The organism is Streptomyces sp. NPDC013317, from assembly GCF_055563155.1.
Genome location: NZ_JBVHDX010000001.1, coordinates 1,083,313 through 1,104,609, shown reverse-complemented (window position 1 = coordinate 1,104,609; position 21,297 = coordinate 1,083,313). Strand labels below are relative to the sequence as shown.

General features: G+C 69.7%; 24 protein-coding genes. 10 read left to right on the top strand and 14 right to left on the bottom strand.

Translation table 11 applies throughout. From position 1 onward, the window contains the following. Window positions 1-30: 30 nt before the first annotated feature. Window positions 31-813, top strand: a complete 783-nt coding sequence (locus ACZ3IJ_RS04750) for a TSUP family transporter (RefSeq protein ID WP_467466275.1) — start codon at window positions 31-33, stop codon at window positions 811-813. 183 nt (window positions 814-996) lie between these two features. Continuing rightward, window positions 997-1,761, top strand: a complete 765-nt coding sequence (locus ACZ3IJ_RS04745; RefSeq protein ID WP_467466232.1) for an alpha/beta fold hydrolase — start codon at window positions 997-999, stop codon at window positions 1,759-1,761. Between the two features lie 76 nt (window positions 1,762-1,837). Here the strand turns inward: ACZ3IJ_RS04745 and ACZ3IJ_RS04740 are convergent, their stop codons facing one another. Next, entirely contained in the window at window positions 1,838-2,197 is a 360-nt protein-coding gene (locus ACZ3IJ_RS04740) for a hypothetical protein (protein WP_467466231.1), read from the bottom strand. A 148-nt stretch (window positions 2,198-2,345) separates the two neighbouring features. Here ACZ3IJ_RS04740 and ACZ3IJ_RS04735 point away from each other — a divergent pair, with 148 nt between their 5' ends. After that, window positions 2,346-2,786, top strand: coding sequence for a GNAT family N-acetyltransferase (locus ACZ3IJ_RS04735; RefSeq protein ID WP_467466230.1), 441 nt, complete (start codon window positions 2,346-2,348; stop codon window positions 2,784-2,786). Window positions 2,787-3,029: 243 nt separating this feature from the next. Here the strand turns inward: ACZ3IJ_RS04735 and ACZ3IJ_RS04730 are convergent, their stop codons facing one another. The 4 genes from ACZ3IJ_RS04730 to ACZ3IJ_RS04715 all read right to left on the bottom strand — a co-directional run bounded on the left by ACZ3IJ_RS04730 (window position 3,030) and on the right by ACZ3IJ_RS04715 (window position 5,879). Further along, a complete protein-coding gene (locus ACZ3IJ_RS04730) occupies window positions 3,030-3,485 on the bottom strand; it encodes a DinB/UmuC family translesion DNA polymerase (protein ID WP_467466229.1) in 456 nt (151 codons plus the stop codon). A 225-nt stretch (window positions 3,486-3,710) separates the two neighbouring features. Further along, a complete protein-coding gene (locus ACZ3IJ_RS04725; RefSeq protein WP_467466228.1) occupies window positions 3,711-4,013 on the bottom strand; it encodes a sulfurtransferase TusA family protein in 303 nt (100 codons plus the stop codon). A 10-nt stretch (window positions 4,014-4,023) separates the two neighbouring features. Next, window positions 4,024-5,205 (bottom strand): cysteine desulfurase family protein, encoded by a 1,182-nt coding sequence (locus ACZ3IJ_RS04720; RefSeq protein ID WP_467466227.1) that lies wholly within the window; start codon window positions 5,203-5,205, stop codon window positions 4,024-4,026. Further along, entirely contained in the window at window positions 5,202-5,879 is a 678-nt protein-coding gene (locus ACZ3IJ_RS04715) for an ArsR/SmtB family transcription factor (protein WP_467466226.1), read from the bottom strand. The genes ACZ3IJ_RS04720 and ACZ3IJ_RS04715 overlap by 4 nt, the downstream gene beginning before the upstream one ends. An 87-nt stretch (window positions 5,880-5,966) precedes the next feature. Between ACZ3IJ_RS04715 and ACZ3IJ_RS04710 the strand changes: the two genes are divergently transcribed. After that, window positions 5,967-7,346 (top strand): MBL fold metallo-hydrolase, encoded by a 1,380-nt coding sequence (locus ACZ3IJ_RS04710; protein WP_467466225.1) that lies wholly within the window; start codon window positions 5,967-5,969, stop codon window positions 7,344-7,346. Next, window positions 7,343-8,626 carry an MFS transporter gene (locus ACZ3IJ_RS04705; protein ID WP_467466224.1) on the top strand — a complete coding sequence of 428 codons (1,284 nt, stop codon included), beginning with the start codon at window positions 7,343-7,345 and terminating at the stop codon, window positions 8,624-8,626. Before ACZ3IJ_RS04710 ends, ACZ3IJ_RS04705 begins: the two co-directional genes overlap by 4 nt. Before the next feature lie 117 nt (window positions 8,627-8,743). Here ACZ3IJ_RS04705 and ACZ3IJ_RS04700 read toward each other — a convergent pair whose 3' ends face one another. The 7 genes from ACZ3IJ_RS04700 to ACZ3IJ_RS04670 all read right to left on the bottom strand — a co-directional run bounded on the left by ACZ3IJ_RS04700 (window position 8,744) and on the right by ACZ3IJ_RS04670 (window position 16,376). Continuing rightward, entirely contained in the window at window positions 8,744-9,163 is a 420-nt protein-coding gene (locus ACZ3IJ_RS04700) for a hypothetical protein (RefSeq protein WP_467466223.1), read from the bottom strand. After that, a complete protein-coding gene (locus tag ACZ3IJ_RS04695; protein ID WP_467466222.1) occupies window positions 9,160-11,346 on the bottom strand; it encodes a hypothetical protein in 2,187 nt (728 codons plus the stop codon). Before ACZ3IJ_RS04695 ends, ACZ3IJ_RS04700 begins: the two co-directional genes overlap by 4 nt. Next, the gene (locus tag ACZ3IJ_RS04690) at window positions 11,343-13,013 is read right to left on the bottom strand and encodes a hypothetical protein (RefSeq protein ID WP_467466221.1); all 1,671 of its coding nucleotides are present in this window, start codon (window positions 13,011-13,013) and stop codon (window positions 11,343-11,345) included. Before ACZ3IJ_RS04690 ends, ACZ3IJ_RS04695 begins: the two co-directional genes overlap by 4 nt. Before the next feature lie 156 nt (window positions 13,014-13,169). Next, window positions 13,170-14,534 carry a site-specific integrase gene (locus tag ACZ3IJ_RS04685; protein WP_467466220.1) on the bottom strand — a complete coding sequence of 455 codons (1,365 nt, stop codon included), beginning with the start codon at window positions 14,532-14,534 and terminating at the stop codon, window positions 13,170-13,172. Window positions 14,535-14,762: 228 nt separating this feature from the next. Continuing rightward, a complete protein-coding gene (locus tag ACZ3IJ_RS04680) occupies window positions 14,763-15,281 on the bottom strand; it encodes a hypothetical protein (RefSeq protein ID WP_467466218.1) in 519 nt (172 codons plus the stop codon). Next, the gene (locus tag ACZ3IJ_RS04675) at window positions 15,278-15,517 is read right to left on the bottom strand and encodes a hypothetical protein (protein ID WP_467466217.1); all 240 of its coding nucleotides are present in this window, start codon (window positions 15,515-15,517) and stop codon (window positions 15,278-15,280) included. Before ACZ3IJ_RS04675 ends, ACZ3IJ_RS04680 begins: the two co-directional genes overlap by 4 nt. Window positions 15,518-15,728: 211 nt before the next feature. Next, on the bottom strand, window positions 15,729-16,376 hold the full coding sequence (locus ACZ3IJ_RS04670; RefSeq protein ID WP_467466216.1) for a type III effector protein: 648 nt from the start codon (window positions 16,374-16,376) through the stop codon (window positions 15,729-15,731). A 128-nt stretch (window positions 16,377-16,504) separates the two neighbouring features. Between ACZ3IJ_RS04670 and ACZ3IJ_RS04665 the strand changes: the two genes are divergently transcribed. The 5 genes from ACZ3IJ_RS04665 (at window position 16,505) to ACZ3IJ_RS04645 (ending at window position 18,862) form a co-directional block, all read left to right on the top strand. Beyond that, window positions 16,505-16,936, top strand: coding sequence for an Hsp20/alpha crystallin family protein (locus tag ACZ3IJ_RS04665; protein WP_467466215.1), 432 nt, complete (start codon window positions 16,505-16,507; stop codon window positions 16,934-16,936). A 99-nt stretch (window positions 16,937-17,035) separates the two neighbouring features. Continuing rightward, on the top strand, window positions 17,036-17,431 hold the full coding sequence (locus ACZ3IJ_RS04660) for a DUF2267 domain-containing protein (protein WP_467466214.1): 396 nt from the start codon (window positions 17,036-17,038) through the stop codon (window positions 17,429-17,431). Between the two features lie 58 nt (window positions 17,432-17,489). Then, window positions 17,490-17,933, top strand: a complete 444-nt coding sequence (locus ACZ3IJ_RS04655) for a DUF2267 domain-containing protein (RefSeq protein WP_467466213.1) — start codon at window positions 17,490-17,492, stop codon at window positions 17,931-17,933. A 258-nt stretch (window positions 17,934-18,191) separates the two neighbouring features. Further along, window positions 18,192-18,437 (top strand): hypothetical protein, encoded by a 246-nt coding sequence (locus ACZ3IJ_RS04650; RefSeq protein ID WP_467466212.1) that lies wholly within the window; start codon window positions 18,192-18,194, stop codon window positions 18,435-18,437. 101 nt (window positions 18,438-18,538) lie between these two features. Then, window positions 18,539-18,862, top strand: a complete 324-nt coding sequence (locus ACZ3IJ_RS04645; protein WP_467466211.1) for a hypothetical protein — start codon at window positions 18,539-18,541, stop codon at window positions 18,860-18,862. A 969-nt stretch (window positions 18,863-19,831) separates the two neighbouring features. Here ACZ3IJ_RS04645 and ACZ3IJ_RS04640 read toward each other — a convergent pair. After that, on the bottom strand, window positions 19,832-20,401 hold the full coding sequence (locus ACZ3IJ_RS04640) for a suppressor of fused domain protein (protein ID WP_467466210.1): 570 nt from the start codon (window positions 20,399-20,401) through the stop codon (window positions 19,832-19,834). Between the two features lie 246 nt (window positions 20,402-20,647). Continuing rightward, a complete protein-coding gene (locus ACZ3IJ_RS04635) occupies window positions 20,648-21,157 on the bottom strand; it encodes a hypothetical protein (protein ID WP_467466209.1) in 510 nt (169 codons plus the stop codon). Window positions 21,158-21,297: the final 140 nt, after the last annotated feature.

Here is a 21,297-nt window from a genome sequence, read left to right as displayed (position 1 = left end):
TGCCGGTTGAAGAGTGCCGAGGGGAACGTCGTGGAGTGGTCGATGGGGTTGCTCGGGTTCGCCGCCGGGCTCCTGATATCCGTCATCACCGCGCCCGTGGGCGTCTCCGGAGCGGTCTTCCTGCTGCCCGTCCAGGTCAGTGTGCTGGGAGTGCCCAGCCCGGCCGTGACACCCACGAACCTGCTCTACAACGTCGTGGCCGGCCCCGGCGCGCTCCTGCGCTACTGGCGGGCCGGACAGCTGGGCGGACCGCTGACCCGGCTCTTGATCGCGGGCACCGTTCCCGGCGTCGTCATCGGCGCCGTGATCCGGGTCTATGCCGTTCCCGGCCCGCGCATCTTCCGCCTCCTCATAGCGGCGCTGCTCCTGCCGCTCGGGCTGTGGCTGTGGCTGCGGACCGTACGCCCGGCACCACCCCGCACCCGCCATCAGCCTTCGCCCCGCGCAACGACGGCGCTGGCCCTGGCCGTCGGCGTGGTCGGCGGCATCTACGGAATCGGGGGCGGTTCGCTGCTCGGCCCGATCCTCGTCGGCCACGGCGCACCGGTCGCCACCGTCGCACCCGCCGCCCTGGCCTCCACCTTCGTGACCTCCGTCGTCGGCGCGGCCACCTACGCGCTGCTCTCCCTCGCCGCCACCGGCGACGTCGCGCCCGACTGGCTGCTGGGCCTGTCCTGCGGCGCCGGCGGCCTCCTCGGCGGCTACCTCGGCGCACGCCTCCAGCCGCACCTGCCCGATACGGCCCTCCGGCTTCTGCTCGGCACCCTCGCCACCGGAATCGGCGCGCTCTACGCAGTCCAGATCCTTCGCTGACCGTGCAGGACTCAGCCGCTCCGGGGCTCCGGGGTGCTGTCGAAACTCGCGAACATTCCGGCCCGACACCAGCCCCCTAGCGCCTCCCAAACCGCTGTCGAAGTGCTGTCCGTTCTCGCGTACAGAGCCAGTCGGCTGCTGCTCGGCCATCGGGTGTCAGCGTTGCCGCATAGCATCCACGTCATGCGTGAGTTCTTCGTGGTCGGCGGACGGAAACTGTCGTATCTGGACTTCGGTGGTCCGGGCACTCCGCTCTTGGCCCTGCATGGGCACTACAACGAGGCGTCGGCGTTCGCGCCTTTGGCTGAGGCGTTGGCGCCGCGGTGGAGGGTGATCGCGCTCGATCAACGCGGGCACGGCGAGTCGGATCGTGCTCAGTGTTACGAGCGGGACGACTACGTCGCTGATGTCGCTGCCTTCCATCGGCATCTGGGCATCGGGCCGGTGGCGGTGCTGGGCCACTCGCTGGGCGGAGTGAACGCATACCAGTACGCTGCCCGGCAGCCAGATCGGGTCCGTGAGCTGATCGTCGAGGACATCGGCGCGGTGGTGAACAGTGACTGGTCATTCACCCTGCGCCTGCCCCGCCATGCGCCGTCGCGCAAGGATCTGGTGGCCGCGCTGGGCTCGACGGCTCCCTATCTGGAGTGTTCCTTCCGTCGGTCGGAGGGCGGCTGGGGATTCTCGTTCGACATCGAGCACACGGTGGCGTCCCAGAAGGCACTCAATGGTGACCACTGGCAGGACTGGATGGCGGTGGCCTGCCCCACCCTGCTGATCCGTGGAACACGCAGCGATGAGCTGGCGGCCGCCCATGCCAGCGAAATGATCACCCGTCGCGCTGGCAAGGCCCGTCTCGCCGAGCTGCCTGCCGGTCATGTCGTGCACCACGATGCTCCGGCCCAGTTCGCCGCCGCTGTCGAGGATCTTCTGTCCGATCCAGGCTGATCCCAGAAGCGCTACACCCCATGTCCGTTTCCGGGTGAGGACGGGGCAGGACTGCTGGTCGCAGGGTTTCGGTCGGCTACTGCTTCCTGGTGAAGTTGCCGGTGTCGACCTCGGTCAAGATGTCGAGCTTGACCAGGCGTTTCAGCTTGGCGCGGGTGCCTTCGACGTTCTTCGGCAGCAATTCGTGGTCGACGGCTTCGCAGATGTCACGGACCCTCAGCGGGCTGGCGGCCTCGTTGAACACGGCGAGGATGCGGAGGTAGTCCGGGTCCTCGGGCAGGTCCGGCGAGGCCGTCTGGGCGGGGACCCCGTCGGCGAGGGCGGTGACGGTGTCTTCCGGGTGATCGTCAGGTGCTCGAGGTGGCTTCAGCGTGGCACCACGGGCCAGACAACGATGCGCTGGACGATCCCGCTCTACGCGCCCACCACCGACCATTCAAACCGCCGGAGGAAACGGCTTCTGTTAGGACCTCTTACGCGGCCCGGTCGGCAGGGAGCAGGACGTCGGCGTGGCGCTTGAGTTCTGAAGGCATGGCAGCAGCAACAGAGTTGACGTCCGAGGTGTCCTGGGGTGTCCTGCTGCAATGTCTGATCTTCGTATCCAGCAGCCGGACGGCGACGCCGCGCTCAAGGACTGGCAGCACGTCCACAACGTGATCATTCCTACTCACCCCCTCTCTCTGGACGAGGTACGGGAACGGGCTCAGCGCAATCACCTCGCGATCGCGTACCTCGATGACGATCTGGTGGGATGCAGCACGGTACGCCCGCCGACTGACGAAACACCGGCAGCCACAGTCATCGCCCGCGTGCTCGCCGCTCACCGCAGGCGGGGGTTCGGCGAGGAACTCTACGAGCGCGGGCTCAACCGGGCTCGCCAGCTGGGGGCCGAGGTGATCGAGACTGTCATCCTGTCCTCCAACGAGGACGGACTGCGGTTCGCGCTCAAGCACGGCTTCGTCGAGACCGAGCGATACCTGCTACCCGGCGACACCATCCCTTGGATCGACTTGCGGCTCGCTTGACAAGGGCACACCACAGCGGCTTCAGTGTCGCCCTCCCAGCGGCCTACGGCCCCGTGACCCGCAGAGCGAAGCATCGCCGCGGTCGAGCACCCTTCCGAGATGAGGTGCTGGTTAGTCGACCTCGACGTACGTGACGATGAGGATGCTGCCGAGGGCGGTCGCGGAGAACACGATCCGGACGCCGGAGTGCTGATAGTCGCGCAGCGCTGTCGCGGTCGCGTGCGGCTTCACCTCAGCGGCCGCTCAGCTTGCCTTCCGGTACGCCCCGGCGGGTCCTGCGACCCGGTGTCCGTAGCGGGCGTTGAGCTGGTCGATCACCGGCTCCAGGCGCAGGCGCTTCTCGCGGGCGCGGTCGAGCGAGAGCTGGGTTCCGGGGCCGCCGTCGGCCGGGCCGAGGTCTTCAGCGATGAGCGTGATCCGGCGGATCCTCGCGCGCTGGAACGCCATCGCGTCCAGGAGTCGCATCGCTGCGGTACGGAGGTCGTCGGTGTGGGCGGAGGGCGCAGGGAGGCGGCAGGTGCGTTGGGTGGTGCCGCCGCCGGCGAGGCGGACCTCGAGGGTGAGGCCGCGGGCGATCTGGTCGCGGCCGCGGATCCGGTCCCCGAGCGTGACCGCGAGGTCAAGCAGGGCCGCGCGGACGATGACCGGGTCCAGCATGTCCCGCTCGAACGCGAACGACGTGCTGGTCGATTCAGGCATCCGCTGGACGGCGACGGCGCGGGGGTCGATGCCGCGGGTTCTGTCCCTCGTTGGTGGTTGTTGTATTGACAACACCTGGCACGTACGCGCAGGCGGTTCGGCGACCACGAGGAATGCCGGGGAGGCAAACGTGTCCCCGCTACCCCGATACCAGCGGCTTGCGCCCGCTGCGCGACGCGACTGCGGCCGAGCAGACGAGGGCGAGTGAGCACACCGGTGCAGCGTCTACGGGGTCGATCGGTGCCATGGCGCGTCGGCCCGGGTGGACAGCGCGTTGGCGGCCAGTTGAAGGGCATACACCGGCCGTTCGTCGCAGGGGACATGGCCGAGGTAGTGGTGGCCGGTCATGTGGCACCAGGCGGGAAGGTCCAGCGGTGCGGCCGGGTCGGTGGCGATGACGTGGACGACGGTGCCCGGCTCTGCGTCGTCGATCTCCTTGCGGAGGCGGAGGAGGAGGGTGACGCAGAGCAGGCCGGTGCCGTCGACGGTGATGCCGGGCGTGGCGGTCTCGGGGTTCGTGGGGTTCATCGGCCGTAGGTCACTGTTTGCCGATCGCCCGGATGAGGGCCGCTGCCGCCATCTCGACGTCGTCGGCCTTGCTCCAGCGGCCCAGGGACAGCCGTAGCGCCCCGAGGGCGCGGGCCGTATCGAGGCCCATGGCGGTCAGTACGGGGGAGGGTGCGTGAGTGCCGCTGTGGCAGGCCGAGCCGGTCGAGGCCGCGATCTCGCCGACGGCGAGCAGGAGCTCGTGCCCGAGGACGCCCTCCACGCTGACGTTCAGGGTGTTCGGCAGGCGGTTCGTCTGCGGACCGTTGAGGTGCACGCGGGCGGGAAGGGCGGCCACGAGCCGTTGGTGGAGGTCGTCGCGCAGGGCCGCGATTCGGGCCGGGCTGTCGCTGGCGAGTTCGGCGGCCGCGATCTGTGCGGCGGTGCCGAGTGCGACGGCGAGGGCGACGTTCTCCGTGCCGGCGCGCAGTCCGTGCTCCTGGTCGCCGCCGTAGACGACCGGTTCCAGCTCCACGCCGTCGCGTACATACAGGGCGGCGGCGCCCTTCGGCGCATACATCTTGTGCCCCACGACCGTGAGCAGGTCCACGCCCAGGGCCTTCACGTCGAGCGGGATCTTCCCGACCGCTTGGGCGGCGTCGCAGTGGAAGAGCGCGCCGTGTTCGTGGGCGAGGGCGGCGAGTTCCGTGATCGGCTGGAGGGCGCCGCTCTCGTTGTTCGCGGCCATCACCGACACCAGCACCGTGTCCTCGGTGAACGCGGCGGCCAGTGCTGTCGGGTCGACGAGCCCGTCCCGGTCGACGGGAAGGACCGTCACGCGGGCACCGTGCAGCTGCTCAAGTGCGCGGCAGGTCTCCAGGACGGCCGGGTGTTCGGTGGCCTGCGTGACCACGTGCGGGCGGGAATGGCCGGAGGCCAGGACGACGCCGCGCAGCGCGAGGAGGTCCGCCTCGGATCCGGAGGCGGTGAACACGATCTCACCGGGCTGGGCGCCGATCAGGCCGGCGACGTGGGCGCGGGCCTGGGCCAGAGCGCGGCGGGGCGTCTCGGCGTAGGGGTGGCTGCTGGAGGGGTTGCCGAAGAAGTCGGTCAGGTACGGGGCCATCGCCTCGGCTACGCGCGGGTCGACCGGAGTGGTGGCGTTGTAGTCCAGGTAGACCGGCCCGCCGCCCAGTCCCGGGTGCGGCGGCAGGTCGCCGCCCGGGGCGGTCACGTCAGGTCCGAGGCGTCGACGGGCAGTTCCGACAGGCGCCACTCGAGCATGCCGTCGTTGAGGCGGATCGCCCGGCGTCCCCGGTTGGTCAGCAGCCGGACGGCGTCGTAGGCCAGGACGCAGTATTCGCCGCGGCAGTAGACGACGATCTCCGTGTCCTCGGGAAGCTCGTGGAGCCTCTCGGCGAGCTCGTCGACCGGGATGGAGATCGCGCCGGGGATGTGCCCGGCCTGGTACTCCTCGACCGGCCGGACGTCGAGCACGACCACGTCACCGGCCTCCACCCGCGTCCGTAGTTCCTCACGGGACAGTTCCGCCCCACCGTCGTCCCCGAGGTAGGCGTCCCGCGCTGCGGGCACGGCGGCCTGGTGGCGGTCGGCGACCCTGCGCAGCAGCGCGAAGAGCTGGGCGACGTCGTCGCCGTCGAGCCGGTAGTGGATGCGCACGCCTTCGCGGCGGGTGGCGACGAATCCGGCCTGCTTGAGGGTCTGCAGGTGCGCCGAGGCGGTGGTCAGGTTCAGCCCGGCCGCCTTCGCCAGCGCGTCGACCGTGCGCTCGCCCTGGGCCAGCAGATCCAGCAGCTCCAGGCGCTTTCCGCTGGCCAGCGCCTTGCCGCTGGCCGCGAACGCGTCGTACAGCCGCGCCTTCGTCGCGCTCTTCGTGTTCTCCGGCATGACATCCTCCATAAATCCATGGATTATTGTAGTCGAGTCTGTGGGGCGTGACCACACACCCCCCGTTTCAAGATCCTGGAGGACGCCGTGGGCTTCGCGGACGATCACCTCATCCCGCTCGTCGACGAAGGGCTGGGCAACAGCGCTTACCTTCTCGACCTCGGCGACGGCCGCGCCCTGGCCGTCGACGCCAGCCGCGACCTGCGCGCCCTGCACGCAGCCGCCGCGCGGCGCGGCCTGCACATCGCCTTCGCCGCGGACACCCACCTGCACGCTGACTTCCTCTCCGGCGCCGGCCAGCTCGGCCACGACACCGGCGCCACCGTGCTCGCCTCCGCCGCCGGCCGCCGCACTTTCCCCCACCACGCTCTCGCCGACGGCGACGAGGTCGACCTGGGCGGGCTCACCCTGCGCGCCCTGGCCACCCCCGGGCACACCGACGAGCACCTGTCCTTCCTGCTTCTGGACGGCAACCGGGAGCTGGGCGTGTTCACCGGCGGCTCGCTGATCGTGAACTCCGCCGCCCGCACCGACCTCCTCGGCGCCGGCCGCACCGAGGAACTCGCCCGCGCCCAGTACCGATCCATCAAGCGCCTGACCAAACTGCCGGACGAGACCGCGGTGTGGCCCACCCACGGCGCCGGATCCTTCTGCTCCGCCCCGCCCGGAACCGAGCGCACCACCACCATCGGCGCGCAGAAGCAGGCCAACCCGCTGCTGGCCGCATGCGACGAGGACGCCTTCGTCTCCCAGCTCCGCGCAAGCCTGGGCACCTACCCCGCGTACTTCGACCGCCTCGGCGAGATCAACCGCCGCGGGCCTGCCGTGCTGACCGCGGAGCCGCTGCTGCCCGCCCTGACAGCTCAGCAGGTCCGCACCCTGATAGCCGACGGCGGGCACGTCGTCGACGTCCGACCGGCCGCCGAATACGCCGCCGGCCATATCCCCGGCTCGCTGTCGATCCCGCTGCGCGACCAGTTCGCCACGTGGCTCGGCTGGCTCCTGCCCGACACCGCACCGCTCGTCTTCGTCACCGCCGACGGTCAGGACCTGAGCGAGATCGTCTGGCAGTCATACAAAATCGGATACGAGCGGCTCGCCGGCCACCTCGACGGCGGCATCCCCGCCTGGACCGTCGCCGGTCACCCGCTGGCCTCCACGGCCTTCGTCACCGCCGACCAGACGGACAGCCGCCCGTATGTGGACGTGCGGCAGGAGTCAGAATTCGCCGCCGGACATGTTCCCGGCGCGGTCAACATCGAACTCGGCGGCCTGCCCAGCGTCGCCTCCGACGCCCCAGAGGGTGCGGTCGTGGCCTGCGGGCACGGCGAGCGCGCCATGACCGCCGCCAGCCTCCTGGAGCGCGCCGGCCACCGCGATGTCGCCGTCCTCGACGGCGGACCGGCCGACTACGCCACCGCCCACGGCCACAAGCTCGTCCAGGGCACGGAGGACATCCGCCCGTGAACCCGACCCCCACGACCACCACCTCGGCCGACACCGGCGGACGACCCGTACAGCTCGGACTGCGCGAGAACCGGCTCCAGTTCACGCTGCTCGTCATCGTCAACGTCTGCGTCGGCGGCCTGGTCGGCCTCGAGCGCACCACAGTCCCGCTCATCGGCTCCGAGACCTTCGGCCTGACCAGCGACCTGGCGGTCTTCTCCTTCATCATCGCCTTCGGCATCACCAAGGCTCTGACCAACCTGGCCGCCGGGGCGCTCACCGCCCGCTTCCGCCGCAAGCAGCTGCTGGTGGCCGGCTGGCTGATCGGCATCCCCGTCCCCTTCGCTCTCGCCTACGCGCCGTCCTGGGGCTGGATCGTCGCGGCGAACGTCCTGCTCGGCCTGAACCAGGGCCTGACCTGGTCCATGACGGTCAACATGAAGATTGACCTCGTCGGCCCCTCCCGCCGCGGCCTGGCCACCGGCCTGAACGAGGCCGCCGGCTACACCGCAGTCGGCGTCACCGCACTGCTCACCGGCTACCTCGCCACCTCTTACGGCCTGCGCCCCGTGCCAGAGCTCATCGGCGTCGTCTTCGTCGTCGCCGGCCTCGCCTTGGCCCTCGTCGTCCGCGACACCGCCGCCCACGTCGCCTTGGAGCTGGCCAACCACACCAAGCCGTTGCCCTCGGATGAGGACACCGGCCTAAAAGCCACGTTCACCCGCACCTCCTGGCACAACCGCTCGCTGCGTGGCGCCAGCCAGGCCGGGCTGATCAACAACCTCAACGACGGCCTCACCTGGGGCGTCTTTCCCCTGCTGTTCACCGACCACGGCCTCGGCCTCGCTGCCGTCGGCCTGATCAAGGGGCTCTACCCGATCCTGTGGGGACTGGGGCAGATCCCCACAGGACACCTAGCCGACCGCATCGGCCGCAAGCCCCTGATCGTCTACGGCATGCTCGTCCAAGCCGTCGGATTCGTCCTCGCCCTCGCCTTGCTCGACCGGCCCCTGCTCGCGGGCATCCTGTCCGCGGTTTTCCTCGGCCTGGGCACCGCCATGGTCTACCCGGCCCTCATCGCGTCCATCTCCGACCACGCCCACCCCGCCTGGCGGGCCAACGCCCTGGGCACCTACCGGTTCTGGCGCGACATCGGCTACGCCGCGGGCGCCCTCGTCGCAGGCATCCTCGCCGACGCCCTCGGCCTGAACGCCACCGTCATCGCCGCCGCAGCCCTCACCGCCGCCTCCGGACTCCTCGCCGCCCGCTGGATCACCGAGCACCGGCCTGACACCCGTTGAACCAACAGCCTGTCCCGGCCGCTACCCGGGCAGGCGCCCCTCAAATGTGCCTGGCTCGGCCGAGGCGCCTATTCGTCCCGGCCGAGCGCCGAACTGACTCATGCCGCAGCTACAGGTCTACCTGTCGAACGTGCTGTTAGCGGTGAGGGGGACGACCGCGGGCAAAGCGGTTTGGACGTGAGCGAGGATACGTTCGCGCTCTGTGTGGAGTTCGCCGATCACCTGAGCGTAGACCTGGGCTTTTTCTTTGAGCTGCCGGTTCTCCTCGATGAGGCGGCGGTTTCGTTCTTCGGTTTCATCCGCCCGGGACTGGAGGTGCTGGAAGGCGGGCGGAATGCCGTTGGCCGCTGTGCGGCGGGCGAGGAAATCGTCCTTGAGGTCGGTGTGCTTGTGGGTGAGAACCCAGCGTTTGACGCCTGCTTCGGCAGCGAGTTGGAGGACGGTGAGCGCGCCGGTGGAGCGGATGGGGTTGCCGCCCAGGAGACGCTCGGCGGCGGCTTGGATGGCGTGGCGCTCGGCTTCTCGGTTGGTGGTCATGGTTCTTTCGACTCGTCGTGGTCGGTGAGGATGCGGGTGAGGCGCTCGAGTTCGCGGCGTTCGCGCTGGTGGCGGATGGGGGGTGCGGCGGGGTCGTCGACGATCGCTCGCAGTCTGGCCGCTCGGGCGCGGATGGTGTTGATGTCGCGATCGGTGCGGGCAATGTTGACGCAGGTGGGACGGCAGTCGTCGAGGTCGGGCGTGCGGCGGGGGCTGTTCTCGTCGGCGGCGAGGAGGCAGGCGGCCCGGGCGGGGTCGAGGACGCAGGTCATGCCGCTGCCGGCGTAGATCATGAGGTCAGGGTTGGCCAAGAGCGTGGCGGCGTCGCGCCGGGTGTGCAGGACCCGGCCAGCGAAGCGGGCGGCGGCGGTAACGCGCTCGCGGTAGCGGTCGGCGGCGGTAACGCGCTCGCGGTAGCGGTCGGCGGCCGGTCCGCTCACGTGCTCGCCTGTGGCGAGATGCTCGCGGGCTTCGGCGAGCTGGTCGAGGTGGGCGAGCCACTCCTCGAAGACGAGCTCGTCGGGGAAGCCGGAGGCGTAGGTGCCGGAGTAGCCGAGCGTCATCTGGACACGGACGTGGCCGTACTGGATGGCGGCGGCGACCAGGCCGCGTGGCTTGCGCACGAGGAACCAGGCCAGGGTGCGGCGCAGCCTGCCGGTGCTGATCGCGGGCCGCTGTGGGTCAGGCGGGATCATGTTGCTACCGCCATGGGCCTGGCAGTAGGTGTTCACCCAGGTGATAAAGGCGTTGAGGTCGGCGTTGGCCATGGTGTCGCTGCGTGCCTTGCCCGCCCGCCCGTAGACACAGGCGGCGGTGGCCCGACCGTCGACGTTGAGGGTTGTCGGAAAGAGCAGGTCGGCGTCGTGGAGGGCTTCGAGCACGGAGACTGCCCGGGCGACGGGTTCCACAACGACCCATGGATCGGGCCGCAGCTGTCCTTCCGGCCGGTGGTGACCGGCATCGTCGCGGACGCCTTTCCACTCGGTCGCGTGAACGAGCACCATGCCGGTCACGGGGTCGCAGTCAGTGCAGCCGCGGCGCAGGTTGAGGACTTCGCCCGGACGCATCCCGGAGAGGTAGGCGATGACGATGAAGCAGGCGGTGCTCAGTGCTCGGGCCAGCAGCAGCGCATCCTCATAGGTGATCGGATCCGGTCGCCACAGTTCGCCGTTGAGGCGGGCGGTCACTGGGGCGAAGAGCGGGGATCCGTCGGCAAGAGGCAGGTCGCAGTCGTCCACCAGGCGCATCAGGTGAGGGCTCTGGATGAGGGAGATGACGTCGATACGCCGGGCGAGGTGGGAGTAGTTGGGCCGCAGGGCACCGTCGGGCATGCGGCGGCCGGGCAGCGGCATGCTGCGCTGCCGGTACTCGTCGAGCAGACCAAGTAGTTCACGGCTCCGCTCGCCGGGGCGCCGTGGGGCCGGCACGGGTGCGATGCCCGCCGCCCTGCCCGAGGGTGTGCGGACGGACAGGGCTTTGTACTCCGCGAACGCGGCAGTGATGTCGTCGGATAGGACCTCCGTGAAGGTCAGGGCCCAGTGCAGCAGTGCGGTCATGGTGGCCGGGTGGATGCGCGGCGTGCGGTTTTCTCCGGCCGGGGTGCGACGGGTGCCCAGAACGTCGGAGAGGAGCTCACCGCGCCATGGCTGGGCGGCCGGCAGCCGGTCCGTGTCGGGCAGGTGGTCGCGGATGCTCCACAGGCGGATCACCGCCGCCAGCAGGTCTTCGCCCTCGGAGTGGGTGAGATCGGTGCCGCGGACGTGTGCGGCGAAGTCATCCATGTCTCTCTCGGTGACGTCGGCGAGACGGGCATGTCCCCGTGCGTCCAGCCACAACGTCAGCGCACGCAGGGGTCGGAAGCAGGCGGCGACGGTGCGGACGGCGAGCCGAGCCGTCTTAATGCGGTAGTGGGCCGGGATGTCGGTCGGCGGGTTGAGCCACAGCCACACCGTGTGCTTGACGGTGTCCCGGTAGGTCGCAGGCACGGTGGTGAAGTCCAGAGACAGAGCCTTGGCATGGGCCTCGAACAGCCCCGGAGTGAGGTCCCAGCGGTCTTCGCCGAACCGGGACAGGACAGTCGTGTCGGTGCCCGGCCGTAGCGGGCGGTCGCGCAGGACGAGCTCGCCAGACGCTGGCCGCGAACCGGTGGCCCCGGCCGGGCCCGTGGCGTGGGGGAAGGTCACTGATCCAGGCTCCTGTTCAGCAGACGGTCGACCAAATCGTGCTCGCGCTCACCGCAGCCGGCCCTGGCAGCCGCGACGCTGTGGGCAGGAAACTGGGCGAGTAGGTCGGTCAGCTGGCTCGCGGGGATGCCGTAGCGGCTCGCCCACACCGAGGGCGACATCGCCAGACGCCGGGCGATGATCTTCTCCAGAGTGAGGGCCAGCAGCGGCAGGTGCTGAGGGGTGGCGCGGGCACAGGGGCACGACAGGCACAGCAAGAACGAGGCCGGACATGCGCGTCCGGGCGGCGCGTGCGGGCTTGCGTGGAAGGAGGTGCAGGCGGCCAGGACGGTGTCTTGCCGTCCGGTAAGCACCTCGGCGAGCGAGTCGGCCGTCAGCCCGAAGCGAGCCGCGAGCTGACCGGGCCTCTGTTGGGCTTCGGCGAGGTCGGCTTCGCTCATCACCGTCATCAGGGGAAGTGCGCGGGCCTTGGCGACCTGCTGCTGCAGGACGTCGGCGACCACCCTCTGGTAGGACGCCAGATCGCCTCGGTTGCGGGCCAGGTAGTCGTTGGCGAGGGTGCGCTCGCTGTGCGCGACCGGCCGCTGGTTGAGCTCCAGCCACGTCAGCCGCAGCCGGCGGGAATCGACCAACAGGATCGCCGTGTCCGGCCCGCTGCCCGGGGCGCGGATCGCCATGTCCTTGGACCAGACGTGCAGAGTCCCCTGTGAGATCCCGGTACGGAACCCCGCCCCGTGCGGGCCGGTGCCGGCGAAGTACACGAACAGGGCGTTGCTGCCGGTCCGGGCCCGGGTGGCCGAGCCCAGGTCGTGCAGGAGCGTGTAGAGGCCGAAAGGCGAGTGCAGGTCCCACCGGCCGCCGCTGGCCCCGCTCTGCTGCAAGGTCACCGTGCGGTGCGCGTGTGCCGGGCCGCGGCGCGGCTTGAGCCAGTCCACCATCGCGCTTGCCGGCCCGCCCGCCTGCCCGTCTGGCCGGTGATGCACGCTGGTGGACGAGGCGACCGCGCTGAGGTTCTCCCCGGTCAGGCACACCATCAGGGCCGCGGCCGCGGCCACGTCCGCCCGCGTCAGATACAGCTGTGCCAGCAGTCGGCCCGCCCCGCCGTGTCGGCGGACCATGGTGATCGGGGTCCGAGTTGCGGAGTGAGGTCGGCGCGGAAAGTCCCCGGTCCGCTCCACGTGGTCCAGCAGCCACCCCTCCTCCCAGCCGTACCGGTCCTCCTCCCGGCTGATCCGGCCTGCCCTCCAGTCGGCCAGCTGCCGTCGGCCGGCCTCAAGCCGTCCGGCCATCGCCCGCACTTGCCGGCGCGCCTGCCGGGTGATCTCTTCGAACTCCTCCTTCCGGTAGCTCTGTACGGTGCTGCGGGCTCGGGGGACGTGGACCTGGGACAGATGTGAGAGGAACCCCTCGGCACCGGCTGGCGGGGCGTGCCGGAGCAGCGAACGTAGCGAACTCAGAACACCGGGCAAGGACGGCCAGCCGCGGTGCTTGAGTACGAATCCATCCAGATGCACCGCCGCCAGCTGGGCAGGCGTGCGCGGAGGCTTGGAGAGCGAGACCAGGTAGGCGCAGAACCGGCGCAGAACGCGACCGTAGTCGCTCGCCGACTGGGGCGTGCGCGCACGCCAGCCGGGCCGCTCGCCGCCGCCAACGCGGCGGCGAACCACTCCTGCAGCGGGCGGTCCACAGGCAGCTCCGTGAGGTCGAAGTCTGTCCAGCCGCCATCCCGCTCGCTGTAGACCCGCACCCGGCACTCGCCCGCATCCATGAACAGCCGCTGCGGCGGTCGGTAGCCGGCGCCGGGAGGGCTGCCCTACGGCCGCTCACAGCCCGCCCCCCGTCGCTACCGGGTCGGTCATCACCTGGGGATGCTCGGTGAACATCGACTCCAGCAGGGACTCCATCGCGGCGCCGTGGGCGTGCTCGATCAGCAGCTCCACCTCCAGGTCCCGAAACGGCTCCAGGTAGACGTCCATCGTGGTGGCCACGTCCGCGTGCCCCAGCAGCGTCTGCACGAGGAACCAGGTGTCACCGAACTGCGCCCGGAAGTCCCGCGTCTCGGCCTGGTCCAGGTGGGCGTAGCGCCGCTCGTACAGCAGCTTGCCCACCGCGTACCAGCGCAGCGCCATGGAGTGCCGCAGCATGTGAGGAGTCGCCGACAGCCCCACCAGCCCTGCGGCCGCCACCCGCTCGTTCGCCCGGGCGAAGGTGTGCTCCCAGGCCCGTGGTTGACGCGGCAGCCCGTCCTCGTTCAGCCACAAGGCCGCTGGCGCCAGCCCCGCAGGCGTCTCGACGAACAGACGACGCCGCTCCCGCGGCCCCAGCACGTCCAGCGGCACAGTCCGCCGGCGTCCGGCGGCATCGCGGAGGCACAGTCGGCGCCCGCCTGCGACCCGCTCCACCACCAGCCGGTCCGCAGTCCGCGTGTACCGACCCGCGGCCTGGGCCCGGCGTACGGCCGCCGCCCGCTCGCCCTCCGCGTACGACCACCAGTCCACCACCACCCGCCGGGGCATCCAGTACCTGCGGCCCCGGTGGTTCTTCGCGCACGCGTCCGCAAGCCGGGCCGACGTATAGCCCCGGCCAGTGTCGGCCGGCAGCTCCACCAGCAGCAGACTGCCGCCCTCCGACAGCCGCAGCCCCGAACCGTACAGGCCGTCTGCGAACGCGGAGTCCCGCTGTCCGTTCCGCCCCCGCCACCCGCCGATTTCCCGGCCCGAGATGTCCAGGCCCCGCAGCCCGACGTCCCGCCAGCGCCGGTACCCGGCCGGGTCGAGCCACTTGACGTCCTTGCGCCTCATCACACCGGGGCCCGCTGCGAAGCCCTCTACGGGCCGCCCAGTTCGGCTTCTGCCGCGCAGTTGGCGGCGCTCCACCGGATTGGCCACCCCGTACCGCGCCAGCGCCCACTCATAGAAGGCGTTGACGGCGACCAGATTGTCCACCACGGTTGATCCCGCGACCCGCCACGGATTCGCCTCGTCCGTCATCCGCCAGAACTTCAGCGCCTCGATGTCCTCTGCCCGCGCCTCGTGCCAGACCCGGCTGATCGCGTCCAAAAAGTTCAGCCAGGTCACCAGCCCGCGCGCGTACTTCTCGTTTGTACCAGCGGCCCGGTTCCGCATCCGAAGCGAAGCGAAGAACGCATTCACCTCCACGATCACCCGGCCCGACGAATGCAGCACCACCGGCTGCCGATCCCTCGTCCCGTGTTGCCGCGCCCACTCCGCCAGCGAGGGCAGACCGGCAAGGAGCGGGTCATCGAGGTACCAGGACACATCTCGGCTGGGATCGCACCAGAAGACCTCCCAACAGCCCCGCGACACAGGAACGTTGGAAGCAGCAAGGAGAAAGGGCATGTCCGGCAACGTAGAGACCCGAAAGGGACCTTGTCGCGCTACAACACCCGAAAGTGGCTAAAGAGCGCGGGCCCGGTTGCGCAGGATGCGTCCGGCCTTGCCGCCGAGGATCCGGCAGACGACGGTCTCGTCCATCGCGGCGAGCGCCGCGATCGTGTGCAGACCGTAGTTCTGCAGCTGGGAGGCCTGGGCGGGGCCGATGCCGTGTAGGGCGCGGATCGGGAGCGGGCCGAGGAAGTCTTGCACCGCGCGGTGGTCGGGGAGATACCGGACGCCGGCAGGGCCGACGTGCACGGAGGCGGTAGCCGCGGTCGACCAGGTGTCGGCGACACCAATGTGCGTGTCGATGCCGGTCTGGACGAGGGCCTGCACGCGAAAACGCGTCGCGAGCTCGCCGGCGTTCACGCCGAAGAACCGCAGCGAGCCCTTGACCTGCGCGAGAGCAGCCAGCGGTGGCAGCGGCTGCACCAGCGGCGTGAAGCCGGTCAGCAGCTCCAGGACGCGCCGGTGGTCCTCAGCGGAGGTATCCGGACGGCACCGGACATGCCAGATGACCGACGTCTGCGCAGCGCTCATGCCGCACCCACTCCCCTGCGGGCTTCCCCGCGGACCACGTCGAGGAGGTCCGCGCGCCCCGCGGACGGGCTCGGGTGCGCCCAGTACGGGTGGAAGTACACGTCGGCCGACAGCTGCACGAGGCGGCGGCGCAGCACCGTCGTGCCGGGGGTGCCGGGCTGGGCGAGGGCCTCGTAGGTGTGGACCCAGGATCGCTGGGCGGCCACGAGGTCGTCGGGGAACGGAGCGTGCCTCATACCTTTCAATAGAGCATGTGTTCGAATTAATGTCCACGCTGCGCCGCACCGGACCGACGGGAACACCGGCGCCAACGCGGCCCCCGCCCGCCGCCAACCCGAACCGAAGAAGAGCACCAAGACCGCGCCCACCCCACACCGTTGCCCGCCGTCTGCGCAGTGCGGGGCAGGCGGGACCGCACTCACATGATGTGGCTCTGCACGGGGGGAGTCAGTCGTCGTCAGCGGCTGTCGTCGTGCGCCTGTCCTCCAGGGCGTCCAAGGATGCGGCCAGGTCGGTGTGGCGGGCGTCGAGGTGGGGGCGCATGCCGGCCAGGGCTGTGATGAGTTCGGCGGCATCGGCGGCGCCGAGAGCGGCGTGCAGGGCGGCCTGGGCCGAGCGCGCGTCGGGGCCGAGGTGAGCGAGGGCGGTGATCTGTCCGGCGAGGCGGCGCAGATCGGCGGCGTTGGCACGGGCCCAGGTGGCGGTTGCACGTTCGGCGGCCCTGGCCTGGCGGGTGGCCGTCACGCGCTGCTCGCCGGTGGTGCCGGCGCCGGGGCGGCCGCGCAGATAGCGGCGTTCGGCGGCTTGGCGGCTCGCGACCCCGAGGGGAGCGGCGAGGTCGGCCCAGCTGGCGCCCGCGTCGCGGGCGGTTTCGATCAGACCGGTCTCCCAGCCGGCGAGCCGCTCACGTACCTGCCGCAGCAGCATCAGAGAGGCCAGTGCCTGCTCGGCGCCGGGCCCCGCCGCGTCGGCGGTCTCGTGTTGGGCATCGCGCAGCGCGTCGTCTATGGCGGCCAGGGCTGCCGCGGCGGCGAGGAAGGACGCCGGGCTGTGGGCGTCGGTACTTTTCGTGGACGGCTGGTCGGCTGCGGTCATGGCACCTCCCTCAAGATGTCATCGATTCGATGACATCATGTTTGTCATCCATTGGATGACAATGCTACAACAGTGTCAGTGCAGCGCATTGGCAGCAACTGCTCGAACCTGCTGGAGGTGTTTTCACGATGTTGATGCGCACTGACCCCTTCCGTGAGCTGGACCGGATGGCGCAGCAGCTGATGGGCCCGGGAACATGGTCGAAGCCGTCGGTGATGCCGATGGACGCCTACCGCGAAGGCGACGAGTACGTGGTGGCCTTCGACATCCCCGGCGTCACCGCCGACGCGCTCGCCATCGACGTCGAGCGGAACATGCTGACCGTCAAGGCCGAGCGGCGGCCGGTGGCCAAGGCCGACGACGTGAAGATCGAGCTGTCCGAGCGGCCGCTGGGCGTCTTCTCACGCCAGATCGTGCTCGCCGACACCCTGGACACCGAGCGCATCCAGGCCGACTACGACGCAGGCGTTCTCACCCTGCGCATCCCGATCGCCGAGCGCGCCAAGCCCCGCAAGGTCTCCGTCGGCGTCGGATCCGGACGCAGGGAGATCTCCGGCTGACTCAGCCGGAACCGGTGCGGAGGACGGGAACCTTACCTCCCCCTCCCCCGCCCTCCGCACCCCCGTTGCCAGCCCGACGACAGCATGGGGTGGTGGCCGATGGCCCTGCGACCCGAAGCGTTTCTCGACCGTGTGAGGGAGCGCGGCGAATACGACACCGCGGAGGAAGCCGAGCGTGCGGCCCGCGTGGTGCTCGCCCTGCTCGGCGCACACCTGGTCGGCGAAGTCCGCGCCCACCTCGCGGCACGCCTGCCGGAGAGCTTCGCCCTGATCCTGCTCAACCCGCTGCAGAGCGCCGAACCGCTGCCCCCGGAGCGGTTCGTCCGCGCGACCGCCGCATGGATCGAGGGTGCCACCGAGCAGACCGCGACCTGGGACGCCAGCGCCGTGCTGTCCACCGTCGCCGACACGGCAGGCGAGTACCTGACGGAACAGGTCCTGCTCCAGCTCCCCGCCGGCTACGACCTGCTCTTCGGCCGCCCGCAGCTCACCTGACCAAGACCCGGGGGTGCCGCGCCCCGCACCCCCGTACCCCTGAAAGGCATGCACCGCAGTGATCACCGACGCGCGCGTCCTGCTCGAGGACCAGCAGCCGTACTCGACGGCGTACGAGCAGATGCTGGAAAAGGTCCGCTACGAAGGCGCCTACCCCACCCGCGAGCGCGCCGACGAAGCCGTCCGCCTGGTACTCGCCGGCCTCGGCCGCCAGCTGACCGGTGACGAACGCGTCGACCTGGCACGCTGCCTGCCCCTGGAAGCCGCACGCCTGCTGACCACGCACATCCCCGACACCCAGCCGCTGACCGGATGGGCCTTCGTCAAAGACCTCGCCGCCCGCTCCGGCGCCTCCCTGGCCACCACTCGCTGGGACACCGGCTCCGTCTTCGCCGCCATCACAGCTCACACCGGCCCCGACCTGACCACCCGCATCCTCCACCAACTCCCCACCGGCTGGGCCCTGCTGTTCGGCCAAGCAGAACTCACCCCCGCCGCATAGACGCCCCGCCCAGGGCAGACACAGCACCCCAGCACCGCTGTCCGCCCCGCGCATGCGTGCTCGCTCCGATTCCCTCGCGGGCCCCCAGCGTCACACCTCGGCCGACGCCGACTCTGTACACGAGAACGGGTTCTGGTCCACCTTCCGTGGAGGCTCACGGATCGTGATGTCAGCGGTGTGTGATGGGATGGCCGGACTCTGCCGTTGTTCTGCTGGGAGACCGTCGTGACGTCTTCGTACCCGTCCCTGACTCGTGCCTTGACCGAGGCTCTGGTCGATGTCCTTTGGTTCATCGAGGGCAGCGAGGACGAGCAGATGGATCAGGAAGACGCGGTCAAGGTCATGGAGGGTGTCGCCCACGTGGTCAGCACGCTGCCGATTGATCAGCAGCAGGAGATGATCGCCCTGCTCGGGACGATGGCAGCTGCCGAGACCAACCCCGCTCGCCGTGAGTTCCTGGAGGAGTTCCCGGAGGGCTTCGGGCTCATCGCCGATCCGTCCTGAAGGTTCGGCTTGCCGCTCAAGGCCGACACACACTCGTGCTGCGGCGGTTGATCCTCCACCCAGACTCACCACCGTGAGCTCGACGATGTTGGATAGACGGCATGGTGAGACGCAAGAAGGAGAAGAAAAACCGGCCCGCCTGGGGCATTCCGAAGGGGATCTTCCTGTTTGCGGCGCCGGAGGGGTGGGGCACCAGTGTCCTCACTGAAAACGGAAATCTCTGCGGCCGGCTGGACGTGCCGATCGACACCGATCCGCAAGACGCGCGGGCTGCGGCGGCGGTGATGGTGACGGAACTCGCGCGCGACTTCCACGACACCGAGGTGGAGGTGAGCTGGGATCCGCCCCAGGAGCCTTGGTCATGGACCGCCCAGGTCACCATCGCCGCCGAAAATGACTCACCCCTGCCGGACGCTGAAGGCTGAACGCCAAGTTCAGGAGTGGAGCAGAACGCCCTTACGGAGGAGTTCGAAGCCTGCTCGGCCGAACATCTGGCGATTCAGACTCCCTGCGGTCACGACGGTGACGAAGGGCTCGGTGCTCTTCCTTCGCCAGGAGGAGCGGAAGAAGGACCGACGCGGTCACGTCCACACGCACAGCCGAACGCCCGGCCGGGGTCCGCCGACCGGGCGTTCCACGTTCGCTCATCCCGCGGGTGCCGCGTACCGCGGCTCGGGCTCAGCGCGCGGCAACGCTGGTCGAGATGCAGTGGGGACCGTCGTTGTCGTCGTCTCCGACGCGGGTCCAGAGCATCAGGAAGTTTCCGACACCGCGCGGCGCCTGCCCGACTGGCTCGCCCGACGCATCAACCTGATCGAGTCGCTCGACGCCGGTGCTCCCCGGCGGACAGGACAGCCTCATCGCCCGCCTCTCGAGCAGGGACCGATCTGCAGGCTCTGCTGCAGCAGGGACTCCTCCCTCTTCTTGGAGGAGCGTGCTGGCTGCGGGCAGCGCAAGCTGCCAAAGAGCCGACGACGCGAGCACGGCAACGCACTGTGCCAGTCCTGCACTCCGAGGCCGAAGCGAAAGTGCATCCGAGCCGAAAGCTGCGACGGCCCACGCCAACACCGAAGACGGACCGGCCTCCAACAGCTGCTACGTGCCCCGCCCGACGCTGCGGAGGCTGCGGCAACCTCCGGCGCATCAGAGTCCGTGCCGGCGACGGGCAGCCGGATCTCTGCCCACACTGCAACACGGGGCCGCTTGGGGTGGGCAGCGTCTGCAACCGGCAGGCGCGCGTCTACCGCGTGCGGGAGCGAGGAGGCGCTCTCCACTGTGATCGACGCCGACCGCGCAGGATGCTCAAGCGTCAGATGTTCGGCCGAGCCGGCTTCGCGCTCCGACACAAGCAAGTCCTGCTCGCCCGATGCAGTCCACCAGCCGCCCTCCCCAGATCAGATCGCGGGGCGTCGGAGCACGTCGGTGGGCACCCAGCCGCTCTTCCAGAAGGCTTCAAGTCCGTACTCGTTGATGAACTGCCGCTCGACCTCGTGGATGGGGTACACCCCTTGGATGTTGATCACGTCGTGGCCCTCGTGTCCCGGAATGCCGACGTCGATGCCCAGGTAGTCGTCTCTGTCGAGGACCAGCGGCGCGAACACGCAGAATGCCGTCATCTCCGACTCGGGCACGATGCGCTCACCGAAGTTGATCGTGCTGCCGTAGCTGAAGGGGCAGGTTCCACGGAGCTGCTCGGCGAGGAAGCCTACGGCGTGGGCCCAGATCACGTCGGTCGAGTTCACGCTGAGGCAGAGTTCCGGCGAGCCGTGCTGCCAATCGGGATGCTCTGCCAGCGACAAGCCGTAGGTGAGCGCCGTGAGAAGACCGTCCGGCAGGTTGCCGTAAACGATCTCCGTCACGCCCCGCAGCCCCTGCTTGGTCGACTCGACGGGGAAGAAGCGGGGCTCCCTTCCTCCGGAAAGTCGATCAAGATGGGCGAGGTAATTCTCAACGCGGCTGGTCATGAGGCCAGCCTGCACGATCCTCACCGGCGCACGCCACCGGGGCCGTCACCAGTCACGCTCCGCGACAGGTCCACAGAAGTTGAGCCAGAACCCGAGAAGGGACGACAGTTGCTCATCGATGTGGGGGCACGTGAGCGAATGCCGAATCGGACGGACCGCCAGGCGAGCCGGTGCACAAGGTAGGCCCCGGACCATCCGTACCTGCGTGCCACATCAGAGGCTACTGCCGTCGGGCTGCGCGAAGTCTCAGGAGTTGCCGCCGAGGACGGCCACCAGGTCTTCGAGGATGCCGACGAACTCTGCGGCAGGGATGTCAGCCAGGAAGACCTCGCCGGCGTGCTGGGGCTGCCTGAGCAGGTGGTCCGGACGCCAGAACTGCAGCGTGATCATCAACTGGCCACCGTCACGGAACAGGTGCACGGTGGCATTGTCGGTTGTGGGCCCCCAGTCCAAGGCCCTGTACCGGCTGCGGAGCTCATACTCCGCCTCGGTCCCATGGTCGTCCCCCGCCCGCAGCAGGAGACGCCGGTGTGCAGCCTTCGGACACAAGTCGGCGAAGGGCAGCGCAAGGCCTGCGCCGGAGCGCAACCGGGCAAGCGTGTCCAGAACGGAAAGGCGGAACTGTTGGACGAAAGCCATGTTGTCGTCGCAGGTCAGCCACTCCCCGGCGACCCACAGATCCACGCGCCGCAGCGCGTGGTCCTCCTCGCCGACCTCGGCGGCAAATCTCTGCCTGTCTCCAAGAACTACGGTCACGTCGGGAAGGTTGCAGGTTCAGCACCCGGGCGCAAGCGAGTTCGAGAGCATGGAACGGTCACCGACCACAGCGCCTCCCGAACCCGCGAACATCTGCTGTGCAATCCCGGGTTCTGGCACAGCTTCTGCGGAATCTGACG